The organism is Petrocella atlantisensis, assembly GCF_900538275.1.
GTDB lineage: Bacteria > Bacillota > Clostridia > Lachnospirales > Vallitaleaceae > Petrocella > Petrocella atlantisensis.
The window spans coordinates 1,155,595-1,174,606 of sequence record NZ_LR130778.1 but is presented as its reverse complement, the minus strand read 5'-3'; the positions used below and the strand labels follow the sequence as shown (position 1 = coordinate 1,174,606).

21 protein-coding genes are annotated in these 19,012 nt (G+C 35.9%); 16 read left to right on the top strand and 5 right to left on the bottom strand.

What is annotated here, in order from left to right; genetic code table 11:
- Positions 1 to 71 precede the first annotated feature (71 nt).
- The 5 genes from PATL70BA_RS05515 (at position 72) to PATL70BA_RS05495 (ending at position 4,852) form a co-directional block, all read left to right on the top strand.
- Complete coding sequence (locus PATL70BA_RS05515; RefSeq protein WP_125136441.1) at positions 72 to 461, top strand: GNAT family N-acetyltransferase; 390 nt, start codon at positions 72 to 74, stop codon at positions 459 to 461.
- 247 nt (positions 462 to 708) lie between these two features.
- Positions 709 to 2,775, top strand: coding sequence for a P-loop NTPase fold protein (locus PATL70BA_RS05510; RefSeq protein ID WP_125136440.1), 2,067 nt, complete (start codon positions 709 to 711; stop codon positions 2,773 to 2,775).
- Between the two features lies 1 nt (position 2,776).
- Positions 2,777 to 3,319 carry a hypothetical protein gene (locus PATL70BA_RS05505; protein ID WP_125136439.1) on the top strand — a complete coding sequence of 181 codons (543 nt, stop codon included), beginning with the start codon at positions 2,777 to 2,779 and terminating at the stop codon, positions 3,317 to 3,319.
- A gap of 104 nt (positions 3,320 to 3,423) precedes the next feature.
- Complete coding sequence (locus PATL70BA_RS05500) at positions 3,424 to 3,846, top strand: DUF3795 domain-containing protein (protein ID WP_125138414.1); 423 nt, start codon at positions 3,424 to 3,426, stop codon at positions 3,844 to 3,846.
- Positions 3,847 to 3,883: 37 nt separating this feature from the next.
- On the top strand, positions 3,884 to 4,852 hold the full coding sequence (locus PATL70BA_RS05495; protein WP_125136438.1) for an SDR family NAD(P)-dependent oxidoreductase: 969 nt from the start codon (positions 3,884 to 3,886) through the stop codon (positions 4,850 to 4,852).
- Between the two features lie 155 nt (positions 4,853 to 5,007).
- Here PATL70BA_RS05495 and PATL70BA_RS05490 read toward each other — a convergent pair whose 3' ends face one another.
- Positions 5,008 to 6,585, bottom strand: a complete 1,578-nt coding sequence (locus PATL70BA_RS05490; protein WP_125136437.1) for an ice-binding family protein — start codon at positions 6,583 to 6,585, stop codon at positions 5,008 to 5,010.
- Positions 6,586 to 6,909: 324 nt separating this feature from the next.
- Here PATL70BA_RS05490 and PATL70BA_RS05485 point away from each other — a divergent pair, with 324 nt between their 5' ends.
- The 10 genes from PATL70BA_RS05485 (at position 6,910) to PATL70BA_RS05440 (ending at position 12,918) form a co-directional block, all read left to right on the top strand.
- Positions 6,910 to 7,194: a type II toxin-antitoxin system Phd/YefM family antitoxin gene (locus PATL70BA_RS05485; protein ID WP_125136436.1), complete on the top strand. Its 285-nt coding sequence runs from the start codon at positions 6,910 to 6,912 to the stop codon at positions 7,192 to 7,194.
- Between the two features lie 399 nt (positions 7,195 to 7,593).
- Positions 7,594 to 7,743 (top strand): lmo0937 family membrane protein, encoded by a 150-nt coding sequence (locus PATL70BA_RS17085; protein WP_125136435.1) that lies wholly within the window; start codon positions 7,594 to 7,596, stop codon positions 7,741 to 7,743.
- Positions 7,744 to 7,787: 44 nt separating this feature from the next.
- A complete protein-coding gene (locus PATL70BA_RS05475) occupies positions 7,788 to 8,123 on the top strand; it encodes a YggT family protein (protein WP_125136434.1) in 336 nt (111 codons plus the stop codon).
- A gap of 255 nt (positions 8,124 to 8,378) precedes the next feature.
- Positions 8,379 to 9,047, top strand: coding sequence for a response regulator transcription factor (locus PATL70BA_RS05470; RefSeq protein ID WP_125136433.1), 669 nt, complete (start codon positions 8,379 to 8,381; stop codon positions 9,045 to 9,047).
- A gap of 169 nt (positions 9,048 to 9,216) precedes the next feature.
- A complete protein-coding gene (gene bcp, locus PATL70BA_RS05465) occupies positions 9,217 to 9,672 on the top strand; it encodes a thioredoxin-dependent thiol peroxidase (RefSeq protein ID WP_125136432.1) in 456 nt (151 codons plus the stop codon).
- A gap of 28 nt (positions 9,673 to 9,700) precedes the next feature.
- The gene (locus PATL70BA_RS05460; RefSeq protein WP_125136431.1) at positions 9,701 to 10,438 is read left to right on the top strand and encodes an MBL fold metallo-hydrolase; all 738 of its coding nucleotides are present in this window, start codon (positions 9,701 to 9,703) and stop codon (positions 10,436 to 10,438) included.
- Positions 10,439 to 10,460: 22 nt separating this feature from the next.
- Positions 10,461 to 10,829, top strand: coding sequence for a VOC family protein (locus PATL70BA_RS05455; protein ID WP_125136430.1), 369 nt, complete (start codon positions 10,461 to 10,463; stop codon positions 10,827 to 10,829).
- 154 nt (positions 10,830 to 10,983) lie between these two features.
- Complete coding sequence (locus PATL70BA_RS05450; protein WP_125136429.1) at positions 10,984 to 11,616, top strand: DUF3267 domain-containing protein; 633 nt, start codon at positions 10,984 to 10,986, stop codon at positions 11,614 to 11,616.
- A 23-nt stretch (positions 11,617 to 11,639) separates the two neighbouring features.
- Positions 11,640 to 12,188, top strand: coding sequence for a DUF7010 family protein (locus PATL70BA_RS05445; protein ID WP_125136428.1), 549 nt, complete (start codon positions 11,640 to 11,642; stop codon positions 12,186 to 12,188).
- Positions 12,178 to 12,918: a DUF3784 domain-containing protein gene (locus tag PATL70BA_RS05440; protein ID WP_125136427.1), complete on the top strand. Its 741-nt coding sequence runs from the start codon at positions 12,178 to 12,180 to the stop codon at positions 12,916 to 12,918. Before PATL70BA_RS05445 ends, PATL70BA_RS05440 begins: the two co-directional genes overlap by 11 nt.
- A 35-nt stretch (positions 12,919 to 12,953) precedes the next feature.
- Here the strand turns inward: PATL70BA_RS05440 and PATL70BA_RS05435 are convergent, their stop codons facing one another.
- Positions 12,954 to 13,391 carry a DUF4395 domain-containing protein gene (locus tag PATL70BA_RS05435; protein ID WP_125136426.1) on the bottom strand — a complete coding sequence of 146 codons (438 nt, stop codon included), beginning with the start codon at positions 13,389 to 13,391 and terminating at the stop codon, positions 12,954 to 12,956.
- Between the two features lie 370 nt (positions 13,392 to 13,761).
- Here PATL70BA_RS05435 and pyk point away from each other — a divergent pair, with 370 nt between their 5' ends.
- On the top strand, positions 13,762 to 15,192 hold the full coding sequence (pyk, locus tag PATL70BA_RS05430) for a pyruvate kinase (RefSeq protein WP_125136425.1): 1,431 nt from the start codon (positions 13,762 to 13,764) through the stop codon (positions 15,190 to 15,192).
- A gap of 104 nt (positions 15,193 to 15,296) precedes the next feature.
- On the opposite strand, the gene mgtE is transcribed toward pyk, so the two are convergent.
- From mgtE to PATL70BA_RS05415, 3 genes are all read right to left on the bottom strand, one after another.
- Positions 15,297 to 16,631 carry a magnesium transporter gene (gene mgtE, locus PATL70BA_RS05425; RefSeq protein WP_125136424.1) on the bottom strand — a complete coding sequence of 445 codons (1,335 nt, stop codon included), beginning with the start codon at positions 16,629 to 16,631 and terminating at the stop codon, positions 15,297 to 15,299.
- Between the two features lie 39 nt (positions 16,632 to 16,670).
- On the bottom strand, positions 16,671 to 17,657 hold the full coding sequence (locus tag PATL70BA_RS05420; protein WP_197715790.1) for a Gfo/Idh/MocA family protein: 987 nt from the start codon (positions 17,655 to 17,657) through the stop codon (positions 16,671 to 16,673).
- Between the two features lie 100 nt (positions 17,658 to 17,757).
- Positions 17,758 to 18,996, bottom strand: coding sequence for an MFS transporter (locus PATL70BA_RS05415; protein WP_125136422.1), 1,239 nt, complete (start codon positions 18,994 to 18,996; stop codon positions 17,758 to 17,760).
- Positions 18,997 to 19,012 lie beyond the last annotated feature (16 nt).

The following is a 19,012-nucleotide window of genomic DNA, read 5'->3' as shown; positions in this document are numbered from 1 at the left end:
GTATCTTTTTACAATATGATAAAATAGTTATAGTATGATGACAATCCATATAATATAGAAAGGCGTTTAGAATGGATATTAGAAGATATTGTAAAGAAGATGAACAACAATTGTTTGATATGATTAGAGAAGAGGGAGAAGAATGGCTTGACTACTATAGCTCTGAAGGTTATAAAAAATATATAATAGCTTTGGCCTCCAGCATCACTTATGTGGCTTATATGGAGGATATTCTATGTGGGTATGCCCGTTGTCGTGATGATGATGGCTTTGGAATCTATGTCTATGATTTATTGGTCAAAAAAACGTATCGAGGAAATTCAATTGGAAAAAGGCTGATAGAACAAGCGTGCAAAGACTTTTCAGATCAACCGGTGTATGTTATGAGTGATGTAGATCCATATTATGAAAAGCTTGGATATAAGAGAGAAGGATCCATATTTGAAGTAAACAATAGCTAAAATCTATTGAATTACTACTTGAAGAGATTTTGTATAATCTGAAAGTCATATAGGATGAAATCAGAAAAAATGTCATAAAATTAGAGAGTATATTTTTATTATTAAAGATGAATAATACTTATGATTTGTTGAAAATAATAGCCCCGAAGTGTATACTAATTTAAGAAATATATTAAATACCAATGGTAGTTTGACTTAGCTACTAACACATATTTGTATAAAAAGTGGTATAAAGAGAGGGAATGAAATGAGCCGAATTGACATTAGAGACATTCCGATTATTCATGAAGAAGATGATTACTTAAATATTGAGAAATATGCCGATGCTTTAACCAGATTTATCGTGACTTCAGATACCCCCATTACCATATCCCTCCAAGGTGAATGGGGTAGCGGGAAATCATCTCTCATGAACATTATTAAGAAAAAGTTGTGTGATCATGACAGCGATGAAAAATTTGAAGCGATATGGATTAATACATGGGAGTTATACCTTCAGGGTGAAGAAAAAGACATTATTGAACACCTATCCTATTTGATTTTGAAAGAAATTAATCGAATAGCGAAATCAAAGAATATTATATTAGAAAAGGAATTTGATGATATCTTTTCAAGTTTCAAGAGATACTTTTTCAAAACTTCAGACATACTTATGAGCATGACGGGTGCAGATGAAGAAGCGAGAAAGCTAGCACTTGGTATGTTTAATCAAGGTGAGCATACTTATGTGAGTCAAATTAGAAATAAGATTGCTAAAGTAATTGATATATTAGTTCACTCCGAAAATGGCATATCAAAAAAGGGTTTTGTATTTTTTATTGACGACTTAGACCGAATTCAACCAAGTTTCGCCATTAAAGTGCTTGAAGTACTCAAAAATCTTTTTGTTATTGAAAACTGTGTGTTTGTTCTAGCGGTAGATTACGAAGTTATCTTAAAAGGGTTAAAATCAAAATATGGCGAAGATTATGATGAAAATGACAAGACCTATCGATCTTACTTTGATAAATTAATCCAATTGCCTTTTGTTATGCCGATATCAAAATATAATATTAATAAATACGTCATGCAGGTTTTATATGACATTGGTTATTTTGAAGAAAATCATGCACCAAACAATCGATATCAGGCCTATGTAATAAAGACAATCAATTTAACTGTGGGCAAGAATCCAAGGGTTATAAAGCGGCTGATGAATGCAGTAAAATTGAGTAAGATATTCGATGACAGCAATGAAGGGTTATTATGTAATGATGGGATGAAACTGGCAAATCTAATATTTGTTTGCATGCAGATGGCTTATCCGAAAATGTATGACGTCTTTGAACAAAATATTCATTATAAAACATGGACAAAAGAACAACAGGAGATGGCTTATGATGAAACTTTCAATAAATTTAGGTTGACTCAACAAAAACAATTCTTAGATTTGATTTTTGAAGTGTTTGAATATGATGAAAATATTAATAAAGAAACTTTGGAAAAAATCATAGCACTATCGGTACTTACGAATATGTCTTATAACGTTGATGATGATCCGCTTATGTATAATGGACAAGAATATAATTTATCGTCAGAGACTCAATCACAACAAGGTAGTACCTTGATTGATATGATTGAACTTAATAAAGGGATAAGGGTATTGGATGTAGGATGTGGTAATGGTAAGACAACATTAGAACTTTATTCAAAGAATCCTTCAATAAATATTGATGCATTCGATCTATCACTTAGTCAGATAAAAGTAGCAAAAAATAATCAGGAAGCGTTAGGTGTACCAGAATCACAGGTTAACTTTTATCAAAAGAATGCTATAACCATTGATTATGAAAACAAATATGATTTAATATTTAGCAATGCTACTTTACACTGGGTGACAGAAGCTAAAGAAATGTATGGTAAGTTATATAAAGCGCTAAAACCAGAAGGGAAACTTGCGGTGCACCAAGGTGGATTCCGTAGTTATTATGGATTGCATAAAGTGGTACTTCAAGCAATCCAAAACTTGGACTTGGAGCCTTACTTTGAGAATTGGGAATATCCGATTTATTATCCAACCAGTGACGAGATGGAGCATATGCTTTTGGAAATAGGTTATGAGAATGTGCGTGTCATCAGCCATGTTACCGATGGAAAAGAGCACGCAAATCTTATTGACAATTTTAAGAATGCCAGTCTGTTGCCGTATTTAAATAAGTTACCGGATGTTGTTAGCAGAGAAAATCTAACCACTGAATATTATGATTTATGTACAAGTCAAGAAATAGATACATATACCCATCGTTTATATATATTTGCAAAAAAAGGAGCATAATATGTCGATAGTTTTTATAGAGGCATTAGATAAAACACCCTACGAGCAAGAAGTATGGGAAATTCTATGTGAATGCGATCAAGAGTTTTTGCCGTCTTTGTCATCAAGAGAGAGTTCTAGTCAGAAGATATTAGGTGGGTTAGAAGCCCCTAAAACTTTATTGCCATACCGTTACTTTGAGGTTATGAAAACACAGAACTATATTATTACCTTGGATGAATCTTGTGATGTTTCAGGCTTTATGACGTTTATCCATAAATATGCCTGTGAAGAGCTGGCTGATATCGGGATATCTAATTATATAACAACAATTTGCGTGAAAAAATCTCATAGAAATCAGGGTTTGCTTAAACAAATGTATGGTTATATAGAAAAGGATTTACCTAATTCATATATGCTACCTTATGTGAGTACACGAACATGGTCGACCAACACCCATCATCTGGCAGCGCTTCATAGTCTTGGTTTTACCGAAGCTTATAAATTAATAAATCATAGAGGAGAAGGTATCGATACTATTTATTTTTCTAAAAAAATAAGATAAGAAAATGAAGGAATAAGAGTCCCACAATTCATGATAGAGACTAATGGTCACTATTATGTTTCTTGAGTTGGTTGTATAATTATTTTATGAGAGGAGCCATGCCCTTGAAAATGCCGGATGAAATAGATGTAACAATGTTTGCACCTTGTGGCATGAATTGTTTGGTTTGTTATAGACATTGCAATCACAAAAAGCCCTGTGCCGGTTGTTTAAATAGTGACATCGGGAAACCTGAACATTGCAAAAAATGCAAAATAAAAGAATGTGTCAAGGAAAAAGGTATTTCTTATTGCTATGAATGTTTGGAGTACCCTTGTAAGCACATCAAATCATTAGAAAAAAGCTATAACACACGTTATGGTGCGAGTCTTATGGATAACAGCAGTCTGGTTAAGGAAGTCGGTCTTATAGCGTTTATGAACTTAGAACAAAGAAAATATACCTGTGCTGTTTGTGGTAGCATTATATCCTTGCATGATAATGCGTGTAGCGAATGCCAGACAAAAGTAATCAAAGATAAGTCATAATTATCGGAAAAAGGAATGTTGATTAAGGGAGCGGTCTATGAATGCAAAAATAGTCTTAATAACAGGTGCAAACTCAGGTATAGGTAAAGCGGCAGCAATTAAGTTTGCTAGGGAAGGTTATTATGTCATAATGGCTTGCCGCAACTTAGATAAAGGGCGCTTGGTTCAGCGTTATATCATTGAAACAACGAAGAATAACCAAGTAGATTTATTAGAATTAGATGTTGCCTCATTGGATGCTATCAGACGCTTTTGTAATGAGTATGAGAAGAAGTATGATCGGTTAGATATACTCATTCACAATGCGGCATATCTACAACATGGTGTAAAAGAATATCAGTTTAGCCAGGACCATATTGAATTAGTGTTTGCCACCAATGCAGTTGGCCCTTTTTTTCTGACGTATTTATTAAGAGGAATGCTTATAAAATCAGAGAATCCCAAAATACTGAATGCATGTACAGTTAGCATAAGACACTACTTTGTAAAAAATAGAAAAATAGAATTTGATAATTTGCGAGGAGAGTACAAAAACTCTAGATCCTACAATACATACAGAAAGTATGGTGACTCTAAAATGGCCCTACTTTTGTTAACATTTAAGATGTCAGAGATATTGAAAAAAAGTGGTATTACAGTCAATGCAATCCAAATCCCTGCAATCAAGATTTCAAAGAATACAAGAAGGCAATTTAAGTCAGTATGGAGACTATCGGCCGAAATTCAAAATGCTTTCGGTGCAAAACCTGAAAGCATTGCAAATACATATTTTGATATATGTACTTCCAAAGCGTTGAATAATATATCTGGTAAACTCATTAATAGTAAATTAGAAGTCATGAAGCCCTCCCATTATACCCATGGCTTATTGCAAAGCATCAGGCAACTTCTGGATATGGGTGTCTACCCTAGATATGCAGATGATGCTGATAATATAGAAAGTGTTTGGGAAGTCTGTAGTAAGATGACACAGGCTGATTTTGAAGGTGTTTATAAAGGTGAATAAGTTTTATGATACAGCAAGGCAAAGGGACCATCTCAGTAGAATCTAACTGTGATGGTCCCTTTACTATGTAATGTAATAATTTTTTATAAGTAGTGAATCAAAACGAAGAACGCTAAATTCACATTCAATATAGTTTTAACATCCAAGTCTTATTATTAAGGTGCTACTACAGAACTTGCATCTAAGGTGACTGCGGTTTGAGCCAATAATCGACCATTGATAGATGCATTCGTTCCCATAGTTATGTTTGTTTTACTAAGAACGATACCTTCAAAATGTGAACCGGTTCCGATAGAAACAGATTCAGCCACTTGCCAGAAAATATTTTCGGCTTTTGCACCACCGGTTAAAGTGATTCTTGTACCATTCGCTTGCGTAATGCCTTCGCCAATTTGGAAAATCCAAACATCATTCGGTCCACCATTAAGGGTTACATCAGAATTCATAAGGACACCTGTACCCCATTTGTAGACACCGGGTACGAGTGTTTTACCACTAAGATCGCCACTATGCAGTTCAGTAAAATTCACAGCTCTTCCGGCAGCATCGGTGTATGCAGTTTCCATATCACTAATTGCGGTCGTTAGGTTACTGGGTGTTGGTGAGGTATAAGTTGCTGCATATACCCTACCGGTTACTTGGTCTGAAACTGAGAATTGATTGGTTGCATCCAGCGTAAGAGAGAATCCTGTGATAGCCGTGTCAGCTATAGGGCTAACGCCAATATCGCCTGTAATGACTGAATTAGGTACAGATGAAATACCAGTTTTTGATAAGATTACAAAATCACCGGCCATGCCAAGGTCTACAGGTTCAATAAGTGTCTCGGCGGGTTGGGTAGGTTCAGTTGACTTTTCAACCGTTACTGTTACTGTTGCGGTTTTTGTTTGATCTTCATCAGAGGTTACCACTATAAGAGCTGTTCCCTCTGCTATCGGTGTAACGATACCATTTTCTAATGTCGCAACACTTGTATCGCTTGAGGTCCATTCTACGTCTTGATTGGTAGCGTTATTTGGTGTTATTTCAAGGGCTATTGTTCCTGTTGAACCACCTACAATTAAAGTCATGGTATCTTGTGTGACACCAACGGACGAAACTGGGATAGGTTCGCTAACAACGTTGTAATTGAAAGCTCTAGTAATTGCTACCAAGGCTTCCGCTCTGGTTGTCTGTGCCAACGGCTTGAAGCTACCATTAGGATAGCCAACCATAATTTTTGCTTCATCAACAGATATGATGGCTTGCTTACTCCAAGCTGGAATAGAAGAGCCATCTGTAAAATCTGGGGTGTCTGATGTTGCTGACAGAGATTTGAGGCGACTAAGTATGGATGCGACTTCTTGACGAGATATATGCGCATCAGGCTTCATACTGCCGTCAGGATAGCCGCTGATATAATCGGCTGCAAAAGCTTTTCCTATAGCAGGTGCATACCAATCCGTTGGGGATACATCTGTGTAATTTGTACTTGCAGAAGTTGTGAATCCGAAAACGTTGTTTACCAATGAAAGAAACTCTGCTCTGGTAACTGGATTACTTGGTTTGAATGTTCCATCTGGATAGCCACTAGCAATTCCGGATGATAGTGCGGATTCAATGGTTTCTTTTGCCCAACTCGATTCATAGTCTTTGGAAGCACCGAATACTGGTGTAGCTACGGTGAATACCATTAGAAAGCATAAGAAAACGGTTAGTGACTTGTAAATTGGATTGTTATGTGATATTTTCATTTTGGACTCCTTCTATTATCTTTACTCTTTTATTTGCAAAATTCAAACTCTGACACGTATACATCATATCCTAAATGCATGAAAATTGCAACTATTATATGAAAAATTATTATATAAATAATATTAATAATAATTAAAGTTATAATGCAAAATACCAGACAAATATGTTTGTGTTTAATATTATAATTAAATTTATTGATACAAAATGTCTATATATTTTTACACAAATTAATCCTGATTAGTTTTGCATATATAGATGGTCTGTGATAAAATACAGTAAAGTATGCATCATAAAAAACTAAATAAGGCAGAGGTGATACTTGTATGATAATTTCTACAAAGGCACTTGTTTCGAACTCGGAAATGATTAAAAACTACAAAGCCTGTAGGGAAAAAGCGGATGATTATGGTAAACTCTTTATATTAAAGAACAACCAACCAGACGCAGTTCTACTATCTATTGATGAATATGAAAGGCTTTCAGTTATCATTGAATACTTTGAAAGTCTTAATGCAGAAGATGCTTTGAAATATGCGGCATCTCTACCAAAAGAAGGTATAAGAAAAAGATATTCTATGGATCAAATGAATAATGAAGTAAAAGAGTAGGACTTAAGACTTAAAAATGACTAAAGTGAAATCACTTTAGTCATTTTTAACGTTAAGGAATGATTGGTTAATTATATATTAGACAATCGTCAAATATATAACGAATCTATGGCAATGTTGCACAGCATATAGTTCTAATAACAATAAATATGTGATATAAAAATTAGAACTATTATAGTAACAATAATTTGACTTAAAATATAATGTAGTGTATAATATATGCTAGGTAAGAAAATCTAGTGTGGATAATAATATAAACAATTTTCTTAAGCTGGTAATTATTATAAGTAGATAAAAAGACATAAAAAATGGAAAACTAGAGGAAGTCAATTGTCAACTAGAGGTAGCGAAGCGGTGTTAGTTGAAGATTAAGCAAAAAAAGTTTAGGAAGGTGTCATTATGTTAAATATAATAGCAGTCGTACTTGTCGTTTTATGGCTTTTAGGAATGGTCTCTTCATATACCATTGGAGGTTTTATTCACGTTCTATTGGTCATAGCAATTATCATCGTTCTTTTGAGATTAATTAATGGGAAAAAAGTGCTATAACTGAGGTTTAGTTTTGAAGACTACCTCATGGAAGGGAAATAAAAATGAATACTTCTCAAGTTCAACACACGCATGAAAAAAATCTTAAGTTTCGTAAAGTTGTAACCTATATATTTGGGATTCTTGAAGTGCTTCTGGCATTTCGTTTTATCTTTAAGCTACTAGGTGCAAATCCAGGTAGCCCATTTGTATCTGCCATTTACAGCTTATCTGAACTATTTCTACAACCCTTTATCGGCATTTTTAGAACAGGGGTTGCGCAAGGAATAGAAACAACAGCTTATTTAGAAGCGGCAACGCTCATAGCCATGGCAGTATATGCTTTATTGGCCTATGGTATCATTCGTATCGTAGAGATTATGAAAAAACCACAGGCTTAATATAATTCATTAATAGTTAATCCTACTAAAAAGACGGTCACCTTCGACGAATGAGTCGAGGTATGATCGTCTTTTATTGTGTTGAGAATTTTTCTCATGGAAAAGATGACAAATGTCATTAGAAAAGGATGACAAAAGTCTATTACATTGTATGCGTGAGTAGTATAGGATAAGGACTGTAAACATTATATTATAGTATGACTAGTGGTAAAACTGTTGTTATAAAAGGGGATAGAAATAAGGTGGGCAAAGTGTATGATTAAAGTGTTGATTGTAGATGATCAAGAGATCATAAGAGAAAGTCTTGAATTAATGTTAAATAGTGTAAATAATATAGAGGTTATCGGCACAGCACCAGACGGGCGTGACGCCATCACATTTGTTGAAAAAGATAAGCCGGATGTCATTTTAATGGATATTCGCATGCCCATTATGAATGGGATTGAAAGTATGAAAGTCATTAAAGCCAATTACCCGAATATAAAGGTAATTATCTTAACCACTTTTGATGATGATGAATATATTTTTGAATCTCTTAAACATGGGGCAAATGGTTTTTTGCTAAAGGGAGTATCTATAAAAATATTAGCAAAAAGTGTTGAGCTGGTCCATCAAGAAGATGCCATGATGGATACCAAAGCTAGAAGTAAGGTATTGTCCCTATTTTCTCAAATAGCAAAAAGAAATTACCTACTTAAGAAAAACAACCATGAGGATCTTCTAACAAATCATGAGCTTAAGATTATTCAAGCTGTCGGTCAAGGCCTGTCAGACGAGGAAATAGCATCTGAACTAAAGGTTACATTGGGCATAGTACATCATGATATCAGCAGTGTATTAAAGAAATTAGACTTAGGGGACCCTACTCAAATCGCTATTTTTGCTATCCAATCCAGCATCATGCTTCGCAGAATTGAAAACTAGAAGCAATCAGAGGATCATATACGTGCGAATGGTCTTAATCATCCTAATATGTTTAGGATTTTTTAGTATTTTCGAATAAACATTATATGGTATACTATTAAGAGTGGTTAAGGTGTCAACTATTATCTTTTTTTATGGTTGTAGTATAGATTTACGAGGAGGCGAAAAAATGTTAGAAATAGGCATGAAAGCACCAGAATTTACATTACCAAATCAAGATGGTGAGGAAGTATCCTTGGCAGATTATAGAGGAAAAAAAGTGATTCTGTATTTCTATCCAAAGGATGACACACCAGGTTGTACCAGTCAAGCTTGTGGGTTTACTCAGTTGTACCCTGATATCAAGGAAAAAGGTGCTGAAATTATCGGTATAAGTAAGGATTCCGTCAAGTCGCATAAAAAATTTGCAGAAAAATACAATCTGACATTCACCTTGCTTGCAGATACAGAGACTAAAGTTGCTGAAGCTTATGATGTATGGAAAGAAAAAAGTATGTTTGGCAAGAAATATATGGGCATTGTAAGAACCACATATTTGATCGATGAAGAAGGTGTAATCATAAAAGTATTTGATCAGGTCAATGCAGCCAAAAATCCGGAAGAGATGTTAGACAATCTCAGTTAGGTATTATTTGAGAAAGCAGGTGTCACATATGGAAATCACGTATATTGATCATAGCGGGTTTCTCTTAGAGTGGGAAAACTGTTACTGGTTGTTTGATTATTATAAAGCAGACATACCGGTTATGAAGGAACATAAAAAGATTATTGTATTCGTGAGCCACAAGCACAAAGATCATTTTAATCCTAAGATATTTGACTTATATAATATGTATGAGGATGTTGAATATGTATTATCTTCTGACATTGAAGCGCTACAATTGAAGGATCAGAAGATGGGCATAAATCAGAAGCTATGGGATAAGATTATCTGGGTTCATCCATCTCAAATGTATAGCATAATTATCCGTGATGATAGTGAAATCATGATAAAGACACTTGTATCGACGGACGAAGGTGTTGCATTCTTGTTGACGTATCAAGAGAAAACCATTTATTATGCGGGTGATCTTAATCTGTGGGTATGGCCTGGTGAAACTGAGGCCTATAACACAGATATGACATTAAAGTTTAAGACGGAAATGAAAGCTTTGCAAGACCTTCATATTGATATAGCTTTTGCACCACTTGATCCTAGACAAGAAAAATATTATTTTTTAGGTGTGGAAACGCTATTAAATACAGCAAAAGTAAAATATTTATTTCCTATGCATTTTTGGGACCAACCTTCAATTATTCAACAGTATAAAAAAGAAAGAGCAAGTTCTATACATAACACAAAAGTGATGGAAGTGCAGCAGAGTGGTCAAAAATGGAATATAAAAATCTAGATTGTTAGAGAGGAAGAACAATATGAAATTTAGAATGGTACATGAAAATTACAACGTATTAGATCTTGAAAAATCCTTGGCATTTTATAAGGAAGCTCTAGGCCTTACTGAAATAAGACGTAAAGAAGCTGAAGATGGGGCCTATATTATTGTTTTTGTGGGAAATGACGCTTCAGACTTTCAACTAGAACTTACATGGTTAAAAGACTGGGAAAAACCTTATAATCTAGGCGACAATGAATTCCATTTGGCGTTTAGAGTAGATGACTATGAGGCAGCACATGAGCTACATGAAAAAATGGGTTGCATTTGCTATGAAAACAAGAAGATGGGCATCTACTTTATATCAGACCCAGATGGCTATTGGTTGGAGATTGTTCCAACAAGATAAGAGAATACAATAAGTTTGCCATGGCGTGTTACCGACTGTATTGCCGATAACACGCCATTGTTATAATATTTATTATAAAAGCTACAATATCTAATTTGATTTTAAGAAAAGAATGCTATAATAGTAAAAAATATGATTTGAGGTGACAAGTACTATGAAATACGCAAAAAATATACCACCGGTAGACCAGGAACTAAGCAACAGCTTGATGAATCAGGGCTGGAAGAAAATAAAAGAACCTTCCAATTTATTAACGGCTTTTTTGACATCTATACCGATTATGGCTGTTTGTGGACTGCTATCCTTTTTTATTATAACGTTCTTCAACGCAACATTGGTAGATTTTTTTGAAGGTATGGGTACGAATCGTGGTGTATCCATTAGTTTTAGATGGTATTATATCGCGTTTACGCTTATCATGATTTATATTCATGAGATGCTACATGCTTTATGGATACCGAACTTCTTAAAAGATGAAAACACATTTTTCGGCATCAAGTTATGGGGCGGTTTTGTCTTTACTTCTCAGTCATTGACAAAAAAAAGATTTATAATCATATGTTTGGCGCCTTTTGTGACTTTATCTATTGTATTACCATTGATTTTAGGTGGGTTAAATCTGTTAAATGGGGTTTTGATTATTCTGATTATGATTAATGCAATGGCTTCATCCGTAGATATACTAAATGCATTATTAATTCTATTCCAGGTGCCAAGAGGTGCTATGGTGGTTACCAATAGCTTTGAAACTTATTATAAACAGATTGAGACCGTGACTGCAATCTAAGTGAGTGACTCAAGGAGAAACATATGAATTTGGAAGAACTAAGAATAGACTGTGCTATGAAACAAAAGAAAGGTTTACATTTTATCTTGGCCTCTATCATTATTTGGGGGATGGTTGCCATAATACACAAGTTGGATATGCCGATATTGACTAAGAACCTATGGACATTTTGTGTGACAGCACCACTATTGCCTTTGGCTTACGGAATATCAAAGTTAATTGGGGTCAAATTCAGTGATACAGCTAATCCATTAAATAAATTGGGTATGCTATTTTCAATGAATCAGTTGCTGTATCTATTGATCGCTATGTGGGTCTATCCGACGGTCCCTGATAAAATGGTAATGGTCATTGCTATGATCTTTGGTGCACATCTATTACCTTATAGCTGGCTCTATAGGTCAATAACCTATACGGTTATGGCCATTCTTATACCGATGAGTGCTCTTATTATGGGTAATCTATTTGAAGCCTATATATTGGCAATCGTCATGATGATTTTTGAGGTCATATTTAGCTTGGCACTTATGGTAGAGGTAAAAAGGGAAATGGAGGTCTATCATGTGGATTAATATATTAATTGGAGCTTTGCTGATTTTTGTAGGTATGGCGGTTCATTTGTTTAAATGGTATTTTCTAATATCAGGTTACAACACCATGTCTAAGGAAAAGAAAGCCAAGGTTGATACAAAAGGGCTTGCACGTTTACTTGGGATGTTTTCTTATATCAATGGTAGTGTATTCATTTTAACGGGCATACTCCAGCTTTTAAAAGTTGATATTAGTACCACATTAGCCTATGTCTTCTTAACTGCATCAACTGTGATTTTACTCATCAAAGCTCAAAAGTATGATGGTAACATATTTGATAAGGAAGGTAAGCTTGTTGAAGGTGCAGGAAAAAAACTCATCCTGCCGTTAACCGTCGTTGGGATTACTGTTGTTGCTATTGTTCTATTACTGGTCTTTTCTTCAAGAGATACTCAAATAAGTATAGATGATGAAGGAATAGAGATTCATGGCATGTACGGTGATACGTATGCATGGACATCGATTCAGTCGGTGGAGCTTCTTGAGGAAATGCCTCTTGTATTAACACGTACCAATGGGTCAGCACTAGGGTCAAAACTTAAGGGTCACTTCAAAACCAAGCCTTATGGATCCGTCAAGCTTTTTGTTGACGCAGAGAAACCACCGTATATACTTATGCTAACTCTAGATCAACCTGTAATATTTAATCTAAAAAATCAGGATGAAACGGTAAAAGCTTATGAAAATCTAAAATTGAAAATCAGAGAATAGAAAAAACCTTCTCCAATATTGAAGAAGGTTTTTTTTTATTCTTTGTTTAGGGGCAGTACGACATAGGTATATACAATACAACCAACGCAAAAATCAAAGAGTGCTTCAAGTAAAGCGAAAGCCATAAGAACCAATAATACGACAAGGCTAATTTGTGGATTAAGTGGATATAAAGCTAATGCGGTTATGGAGAAAAGAAAGCCAACGCGTGAGGCAAATATTTTAGGCGCTTTGTCAATGGTTATAGGCTTCAAATGAAATACTTTAGCAATTTGTGTAGCTAACCAACTAAGCGGGCTATATTTTTGGTTAGTAAAAGCACGTATTATAAAATCAATAACAATAGCCATAATGATATAGACACTGTTTGTTAAGGCATAAAGTACAATCAATGTGGCAATCAAGAAGCCAGTTAGACGAACCACGGTTTTATTGGCGGTTTCTTTTGAAATGGGGCAAATGAGTGTATTCATAGCAGACCTCCTGTTTTTTTAATGGGGATTATTTTGACTAATGATAACGGGTTTCAATAAACAGAGTATACAGCAAAATAATAAAACTGTCAAATACGTAGTAATTATTCGTTTATAAAAGTACGTCAAAATACCTTTAATATTACAATATAGTACAAAATAGTAAGCAAATATTGGGAAGATGTTTTTTTATTAAAATAAGCATTGTCAATAACTGCATAAATCATTATAATAGTTCCTTGTTGAGTTCTATCAATAAAAGACATAACTTAATAGGTAGACATTATATGATCGCAAGTGAGTATATAAGATATAAATTGTAGCGATGTAATTATTAATTTGGTTTTTAGAAAGATACAAGGAGAACACGATGAGAAAAACGAAAATTATTTGTACAATGGGACCGGCAACGGAAGGCATTTATGAAGATATGATTCTAAATGGTATGGATGCAGCTAGATTTAACTTCTCTCATGAGAACCATGAAGTCCATGGTCATAGGATTAAAACCATGAAGGTAGCGAGAGCAAAACTGAATCAGCCGATTCCGCTAATCGTAGATACAAAAGGACCTGAAATGCGTATCGGTGTGCTTAAAAACAAGGTGAACCTTGTTAATGGAGAAATTATTAAGCTTATTTCAGAGGAAATCGAAGGCGATGAAAAAGCTGTAACTATTTCTTTTAAGGATCTCTACAAAAGTGTCAGCATAGGCCAATCCATTTATATCGATGATGGCCGCATTAATCTTGAAGTTGTGTCCATTGAAGGGACGGATATTGTCTGTAAGATTATTGCAGGTGGCGTCTTGTCCAGTAGAAAAGGTGTTAATGTACCGGGTTGTATAACAGGCCTTCCATTTATGACAGAAAAAGACCGAGCAGATATCGAGTTTGCTGTTGATCAGGATGTTGACTTCATAGCCCTTTCTTTTGTTAGTAATGCAAAAGACGTTGAATCTGTAAGAGAGATTTTCAAGCAAAAAAACCGTGAAGATATTAAGATTATCTCAAAAATCGAGAATACTGAAGCGATAAAAAACATTGATGAAATCATTGCAGTATCCGACAGTATAATGATTGCCCGTGGTGATTTGGGTATTGAATTACCGGTTAAATCGGTGCCGATTATACAGAAGAAACTTATTAAGAAGTGCTATACAAGTTCAAAACCGGTTATCGTAGCGACACAAATGTTAGAGAGTATGACAGATAACCCGGTTCCAACCAGAGCTGAGGTATCCGATGTTGCCAATGCCATTTATGATGGCACCAGTGTTGTTATGCTTTCTGGAGAAACGGCTGCAGGGAAATATCCAATAGAGACTTTAAGGATGATGACAACGGTCATCTTAGAGACGGAAAACGACATTGACTATAAAGTCAAATTAGATGAAGGCGCGTGGAAGGTTATTGACCAAAATGTGATCAATGCCATTAGTGAAGTAACGGTGATAGCTGCTTCTAAGATAGATGCCAAAGCCATTGTAGTACCGACACGTTCAGGTAATTCAGTCAGGATGATTTCTAGCTTTAGACCGGCGTGTCCAATCATTGCCATAACTTTGGAAGAAGGTCTACAACGTCAGTTGAATCTATCATGGGGTATTAAACCGATGATGAGCAAATTTATAGGGGATCAGAAAGAATTTTTTGAGAAAGTTCTAGATCAAGCTGTGGCAACAAAACTTGTTGAAAAAGGTGATTTAATCATTCTTACAGCAGGTATCCCTACCGGTTATGATGGTAAAACCAATATGTTGAAAATGCACAAAGTAGGAGACGAAGTTATTGGTGGATAATCGTCATCTGTAGAAGTCTATGGAAAATGCAATTATATAAAACAAAGAAAAAGCAGTAGATTCGAATTCTGAATCAACTGCTTTTTCATTAATATATTTTTATTTTAGACGAGATAGTTTATGGTGAGTGTGGCGAGTCCTAAGAAGAAGAAGAATCCAAGTACATCGGTTACAGTAGTAACAAAGACAGCTGACGCAAGGGCTGGGTCTATTTTGAACTTCTTTAGTAAAACAGGGACAAAATAACCGGAAATTGTTGCAATAACAAGGTTTAAGAACATGGCAGTACCGATAACCAGGCCAAATACTACGTTGCCGACCCAGTAGTAGCCTAGAAAACCAACAACGATACCTAAGCATAGTCCATTGATCAAACCAATGGCAACCTCTTTTTTTAAGATTTCTTTTTGATTCTCAAAAGTTAACTCACCAAGGGCAATACCTCGGATAATCATGGTTAATGTCTGAGTACCCGCATTGCCTCCCATACCGGCCACAATGGGCATGAAGGTGGCTAATGCTACGATTTTTACGATGGTGGCCTCAAAAAGGCTGACAGTGGCTGCAGCTAGGATGGCCGTGAGCAGATTCACTAAAAGCCAAGGTAACCTAGATTTAATGGCTTTGCTTATGGAACCGGATATTTTTTCTTCTTCATCAAGACCTGCAAGTCGAAACATGTCCTCAGTATATTCGTCACGTATAACTTCCATAACGTCATCAACGGTTACGATACCAAGCATAACACCCAGATCATTAATAACCGGCATGGCCATGAAACCATATTTTTCAAATATAAGAGCGACTTCCTCCTGGTCCATATCCACAGGAATAGTGATAATATTTTCTATCATAATATTCTTAATCGGTGTTTCGGGTGTAGAAACAATAATATCTCGTAGTCGTACAACACCTTTTAGAACATGGAACTGATCTAATACATATACATAGTAAGGTGTCTCTGAAGCTGGTGCCATATCTCTGAGGAAATCAATGGTAGCATTGACGGTCATATTCTCATGGATGGCGATGAATTCCTTGGCCATGATACCGCCGGCAGAGGTTGGATCATAGGCGAGCAGTTCATTGACTTCATTGGCATCATCTTGATCAAGGGATAAGATAATGGCATCTTTTTCAGCACTACCAATACTACCCAGTAGGTCAACCAGTTCGTCAGAGGACATTTCAGCAATGATATGTTGTTTTCTATTTTGAGAGAAAAGAGAGAGTAAATCATATTTTTCATCATCATCAGCATGATCAACCAACTGAGCGATGTAATCATCGGGTAATTTTTCAAGGATGGTAAGGGGATCTTCATCAGAACCGGTTAGTGCCTCCAAAAAGTCAACGGGATGAATTTCATCAATTTTTTGGAGTATTTCAAGAGACGTTCTGCTCTTTATAAAGTCAATAATTTCGCTCTTATGTTCCATGCTATCACCTTCTTTTCAATAAGTTCGATCATGATTAACTTATATGGTTTCCCATTGGCCGGTTCTACCGGATTCAAATAACTGATCAATGATACGCATGTTCATAAAACTATCTTTTAGAGATAGAGGAACAGGGATATCTTCCCTTATGGCTTTTGCAAAAGCGGAAAAAAGTGCATCATATTGATTCGTAGGTTCAAAAGTTACGATACGTTCTCCAAGGCCGTTGATAACCTTTATCTGCCCCTTGACATCGTAATGATCGTTAAATGGAATCAGGACCTCAATACTGCCGCCTGTACCATAGATTTTAACTTCTTGAGCGGGATGCATACTGGTACTTACAGTGAAAAGTGCCCTTGCCTTACCAAAATCCATTATTCCTGAAGTTAACACGTCTGTTCCAAATAGATCGGAATAGTGTAGCATTCCAAGAACCCTACTTGGCTCAGTGTTCATAATGAATCGTGCAGTTGAAATGGCGTAACACCCAATATCCATGAGAGCACCACCACCATATTCTTTATTGTTACGAATATTGTTTGGATCATCATTTTTATAGGTGAAGATGGTATGGATTGCGTTGATTTCACCAATGCCCTTGACTTTTATAAGTTCGCTCACCATTTGCCATTTGGGATGGAAACGGTACATAAAAGCCTCCATAACTTTGATGCCTTTTTCCTCTGCAAGGTCCATGATTTCTTTTGTTTGTTGGGCGTTCATGGTGAGCGGTTTTTCACAGATCACATGTTTGCCGGCAAGAATGGATTTTTTTACCCATTCTAAATGCATGTGATTAGGAAGGGGTATATAAACGGCTTCAATTTCAGGGTCATTTAAAAGTGCCTCATAACTGCCATAAGCTTTTGGTATCTGCCAATTGGCTGCAGCCTCTTTTGACTTTTCGAGATTTCTTGAAGCGAGTGCAATAATCTCTACAGTACTAGAAGTGGTTAGCGGTAACATAATTCGGGTTAGTAAATGTCCGGATACGCCGATGACGCCAAGCTTTATTTTTCTCATTATTATCTCCATTCTTGGTTTTGTCGAGGGGTTATATTTCCTATTCTATCATTCTTATGAGAAAGCTTCAATTGAAATATGAGCTAAGCTCATACCGTGACTATGCCACATTTCTTGTTGGTTTTTTTTCTATATATATAAGGGTAATGAGAAGGCCTAATAGGCCAATGGCACCGGTTACGGCAAAGCCGGCTATAAGGCCGTAAGTAAAGGCGATAAAACCCAGCAACATAGGGCCAAAGACCATACCAATACCATAGATGGCTTGAAACATACCCATGGCAGTGGCTCTTTTTTCCTGATCGATGTGTTCGATACCGAGTCCCATGAGAAGAGGAAAGACCAAACTACGCCCAATACCGGATAGAAATTGTGCCACATATAAAAGCCATAAGTGACCAATCCAAGGCATCAGTATGCATAAAAAAGCACTTATGATGAAGCCGACGCTAATGGTTCTCCTACGGCCAAACCGAGAAGGGAAATAGGAACCGGCTAGCCTGGATATGAAAATGGCAGGAATGATGGCAAGTGCTGTTAGTAGGCTCAGCTGCACATTTTTGGCACCAAGATTCTTTGCAAGTATGGGTACGAACCCAAAAGCAGTGGCAAAGGTAATCAGCTGAGAAAGGATGGAGAGTAAAGACACAACCTGAAGTTGACGATTTTTTGCGACTTCCATATAATCTCTGAAATTTGATTTTCTTATAGCTACCGGTTTCTCATAGATGAAGAGAGCCGAAAGAAGGCCAACAATACCACCGATTGCAGCAAGTAAGAAAAGATATCTTGTACCAAAGGTATAGGATACCACGGCACCCATGGCCATAGCGGTCAGTTGACCTACAGCATTGTATGAGTTCATAAGTCCAATTGCTTTTGTGGCCTCTTCCTTCTTATAATAACTGGAGAAAGTAACCGTAAAAATAACCCATGTTGCAGCAGAAACACCAGCTAGTGATCTCGTAGCTAGGAGGGAGAGTTGTGAAGGGAAAAAGAATGTAATCAGAGCACTGATTGTGGCAACGAAAAGACCTAAAATAATAAAAATTTTGCGTTTGCCCAGCATATCAGAAAAAATACCAAGGGGAATTCTAAGTAACAATTGTGTCAGTCCATAAGACCCTGTTATAATACCAATCATTTTATAACTTGCACCTAAAGTATTAGCATAGGTAGAAAGCTCGGCAATATAGGCATAAAGTGAAAACCAAAACATGCTTGTTGAAAAAGTGAAAAAATAAATGGAGTAACGTTCATGACGTGTAGGATTCATAGGAATTTCCTTACTAGGGGTCAGAGGCACAGTGCCTTGCTTAAGTGTGTTAGCAATTACCATTATAACAGGAAGTTGG

Bases quoted from the DNA above. Each gene is read 5' to 3' on its own strand.
- PATL70BA_RS05420 (WP_197715790.1), bottom strand. From the start codon at position 17,657: ATGAGAAAAATAAAGCTTGGCGTCATCGGCGTATCCGGACATTTACTA.
- PATL70BA_RS05435 (WP_125136426.1), bottom strand. From the start codon at position 13,391: ATGAATACACTCATTTGCCCCATTTCAAAAGAAACCGCCAATAAAACC.
- PATL70BA_RS05495 (WP_125136438.1), top strand. From the start codon at position 3,884: ATGAATGCAAAAATAGTCTTAATAACAGGTGCAAACTCAGGTATAGGT.
- bcp (WP_125136432.1), top strand. From the start codon at position 9,217: ATGTTAGAAATAGGCATGAAAGCACCAGAATTTACATTACCAAATCAA.
- PATL70BA_RS05415 (WP_125136422.1), bottom strand. From the start codon at position 18,996: ATGGTAATTGCTAACACACTTAAGCAAGGCACTGTGCCTCTGACCCCT.
- PATL70BA_RS05460 (WP_125136431.1), top strand. From the start codon at position 9,701: ATGGAAATCACGTATATTGATCATAGCGGGTTTCTCTTAGAGTGGGAA.
- PATL70BA_RS05505 (WP_125136439.1), top strand. From the start codon at position 2,777: ATGTCGATAGTTTTTATAGAGGCATTAGATAAAACACCCTACGAGCAA.
- pyk (WP_125136425.1), top strand. From the start codon at position 13,762: ATGAGAAAAACGAAAATTATTTGTACAATGGGACCGGCAACGGAAGGC.
- PATL70BA_RS05455 (WP_125136430.1), top strand. From the start codon at position 10,461: ATGAAATTTAGAATGGTACATGAAAATTACAACGTATTAGATCTTGAA.
- PATL70BA_RS05470 (WP_125136433.1), top strand. From the start codon at position 8,379: ATGATTAAAGTGTTGATTGTAGATGATCAAGAGATCATAAGAGAAAGT.
- PATL70BA_RS05475 (WP_125136434.1), top strand. From the start codon at position 7,788: ATGAATACTTCTCAAGTTCAACACACGCATGAAAAAAATCTTAAGTTT.
- PATL70BA_RS05510 (WP_125136440.1), top strand. From the start codon at position 709: ATGAGCCGAATTGACATTAGAGACATTCCGATTATTCATGAAGAAGAT.
- PATL70BA_RS05485 (WP_125136436.1), top strand. From the start codon at position 6,910: ATGATAATTTCTACAAAGGCACTTGTTTCGAACTCGGAAATGATTAAA.
- PATL70BA_RS05490 (WP_125136437.1), bottom strand. From the start codon at position 6,585: ATGAAAATATCACATAACAATCCAATTTACAAGTCACTAACCGTTTTC.
- PATL70BA_RS17085 (WP_125136435.1), top strand. From the start codon at position 7,594: ATGTTAAATATAATAGCAGTCGTACTTGTCGTTTTATGGCTTTTAGGA.
- PATL70BA_RS05450 (WP_125136429.1), top strand. From the start codon at position 10,984: ATGAAATACGCAAAAAATATACCACCGGTAGACCAGGAACTAAGCAAC.
- mgtE (WP_125136424.1), bottom strand. From the start codon at position 16,631: ATGGAACATAAGAGCGAAATTATTGACTTTATAAAGAGCAGAACGTCT.
- PATL70BA_RS05440 (WP_125136427.1), top strand. From the start codon at position 12,178: ATGTGGATTAATATATTAATTGGAGCTTTGCTGATTTTTGTAGGTATG.
- PATL70BA_RS05445 (WP_125136428.1), top strand. From the start codon at position 11,640: ATGAATTTGGAAGAACTAAGAATAGACTGTGCTATGAAACAAAAGAAA.
- PATL70BA_RS05515 (WP_125136441.1), top strand. From the start codon at position 72: ATGGATATTAGAAGATATTGTAAAGAAGATGAACAACAATTGTTTGAT.